Genomic DNA, 2,943 nt, shown 5'->3' with positions numbered 1-2,943 from the left:
GCTGATAGGTAATCTTGTGTCCCTGCCAGTTCCAGGTTTGTGGTTCGATAATTGCGCTCGCCGTCATATTTTTTGATAATTATGTTTAATATGTTGATATGTTTGATTTAGACTTGTGGCTAGTTAACGATCTTGGCGCTTGATGCGATCTTCTAACAGAACTTCATAGCTGCTTTTAACCGTTGCTGTCTCTTGCCAAGGGGGATGCCAATAGGTTTCTTGAATTACTTTCTTTGTTCCCGACCAGTTAAATCTGACGAGGCTGAGGTTATTTCTGCCGACAACTTCTGTCCCGTCCTGTAGCCAAGGATTACGCCAGAGCAATGTTACTATGCTGTTCCAGATTCGCTGTCCCAAGGTGGGTGGAGCTTTAGTTATTTTTCGCGCTCGCCAAGGCATCGTCTGATATGGCTGTCGTTTAATCCATTCAATCCGATATTGCCAATCAGGATAAGGATATTGCTGGGATTGCTTCCCCCACCACTTTGGTTTGAGTAATTTAATTTGTTTACATGACTTGTTCCAACCCAACCAGCGTTGTGTCGGTTCAGGTAGTAGTGATTTTAGCCTAGTATGGACGACTCGCGTTGCCAATTCTGAGTTTTTGATGGCGCTAGAAGTTAACTGTACAAGAATAGAAGTCTCCTGAGTATGATAATTCCAGTGGACGATGCGTACCGCGCAACTATAGTGAATGTCTCCTGAAAGAATGATTACGCGATCCCGTGCTTGACAAAGATTGAGCAGCAAAGTGACAAAGGCTGTTTCGTGGAAATTCCAGGAGTCTCCTACATCATTACTAAATACGTGCTTCCGACTCAGTTCATATTGCTGAATGCGATCGATAATGCCTAATGCCACTAGATTAGTTGGCAGCACGACTATAGTTGCTTCAATCTGGCGCGATTGATCGGCTAATGGCTTCTGTAGCTGTTGTTTGAAAGCAAAAGGTGAGAGCAGCATTGGTGGCTCAAGCTTAGATTTTTCGGGAGGATAACCGCGCCAGGTACGAGTATCCAGCACAATCACTTCGTGACTTGTTCCCATAACTGTATAGTGCCAAGGAATAGCCTCTCGCTCCCTGGCTAAAATTAAGACATCTTGGTCTGATTGATATTGAGGTAGTTTGCTACGAGGATCGTTACTGGGAAGACCTAAATAGCGATCGCATTTTGCCTTTGCCTCTAGATCTTGCCCTGCTGAGACTAGCCACTGACTAGCCAGCTGAAGCAACTTATCTCCGCTTGTGCCTGGGGTAAAGTAATGGGGTGTATTACCCCAGGCTTGAAAGAGCGCGTAGGTTAATAAGGCATTTTGAACCGTTCTTTTACCCAGAGGTTTGCTTAAGACGCGATCGCACCATTCACGATTTAGGTACCAATCATCGCTCACATCATGGTCGTCGCAGATGGTATAAACAGCGATATTGGCTAAGGCTCGGCGCACTAGATCTAAATCCCGCCAAAAGCTTTCTATGCCTTCGATTTCACTTCGCCATACTTTTGCCTGTTTACGGCTCAAACCCAGACTGGCACTATCAGGAAGGCTGCTGGGTATTAACACAGGCGACCAAGCAATTAAATAGGCAGCAGCGTATTCACCAAAGCTGAATAAATGGCTTTTAGCTTTGTCTTCTTTGCCTCGCAGCATCGCCGTCATCCCTGCCTCAATCCGAGCTATTTCCGTTCTTTGTCCTGGAGGTAACTCATCATTTAAAATACTGCCAGACTCTAGAGGCAATTCTTCTGACCAACCAAATAATAATTGACTAATCCCCTGACATAGCCAGAGCATCGGATCGGCAACATCATCACCATAAATTTGATCCCCTGTCATAAAAAGCTGATGAGGTCTTTGATTGGGGAGGGAGGCAGCATCTTGAATTAAACTATCTAGACAAGATAAGCTATCTTTGCCTCCACCATGAGGCTTACGACAAGAGCCATGTACAATGCGTAGCTGACTTAAATCTTGAGGCGGTAAAGAAAATGTGGGCAGTTGATGAGCAAAATAACTAATTCTTGAGCTATTTGCTTGACTATTAATAGCTTGAACTAAATTAAAATTTGCCTGGTGAAAATAAAGATCGTAGGCATATACTTGACCTGGAATCAAGACGGAATCTAGTAAGGGTAATGCTGTAATTGCTAAAACGTGGAGATTTTTGCCCAAAGAGATCGTCTGCTGCTGACTCTCCAAAATCGGGGTTTCTAATTTTGAGCCATTACCTTCCTCTGTTGTCAATACTCTTAGGGTTACTGTATCAGGCTGTTTCAAGGCTAACCAAACAGTAACCGCATTTGTTTGCACATGACGCAGAATTGGACCCGTAATAATCAAAGGAAGCTGTTCTAATTCTGGGAGAAACTGAATAGCTGGATTTAGTTTAGCCAAGAGAAAAATACGCTAGCTTGTTTGGTAAATTGCTTTAATTGTGATCCTAGCAGAAAGAAACTATTCAAGATATCAATTACATCATTGTTGAATCAGCTTAGATATTCAAGTTAAAAATTTTAGATTAGGCAAGCCTATTGGCTCCGATCATCTACCAATCATCGCCGAGCTGCTGATCTGATCCAAAATAAGTAGCTGGGTGGAATTAAAGATAAAATAACGGATTCTTATTTTTCTCCCCTATCTCCACTACTCCACTACCTCACATCAATCTTTAAATTAATTATGCCTAGCTACTTATTGATGCGCCACTTCAGCAAAAGTCCGATGTCAAATAATTATTTTTGCCAAATATTTTTAACTATTTGAAGAAAAAAACTGAATTTACCTCTACAATGGCGCACATAAAACTCCTTCGATGCGCCCAATTCTATGCTGAACTTTCAAATCCAGTCAGATAGTGAAGTACCCGCTTCCAAACAACTGTTTGCTCAAATTCAGTTTGCGATCGCTTCTGGACAATATCCCCCTGCTCATCGTTTACCCAGT

Annotated in this window: 1 protein-coding gene and 1 pseudogene; one reads left to right on the top strand and one right to left on the bottom strand. The window is 42.6% G+C overall.

From position 1 onward, the window contains the following. Positions 1-123: 123 nt before the first annotated feature. On the bottom strand, positions 124-2,394 hold the full coding sequence (locus C7B62_RS25190) for a PhoD-like phosphatase (RefSeq protein ID WP_199194381.1): 2,271 nt from the start codon (positions 2,392-2,394) through the stop codon (positions 124-126). A gap of 432 nt (positions 2,395-2,826) precedes the next feature. On the opposite strand from C7B62_RS25190, the pseudogene C7B62_RS27320 reads away from it, so the two are divergent. Next, positions 2,827-2,943, top strand: a pseudogene (locus C7B62_RS27320) (GntR family transcriptional regulator); the annotation flags it as partial.

Origin of the sequence: Pleurocapsa sp. CCALA 161 (assembly GCF_003003995.1) — a bacterium.
GTDB lineage: Bacteria > Cyanobacteriota > Cyanobacteriia > Cyanobacteriales > Xenococcaceae > Waterburya.
The sequence above is the reverse complement of the archived record's forward strand: the minus strand, read 5'-3'. Positions and strand labels throughout refer to the sequence as shown.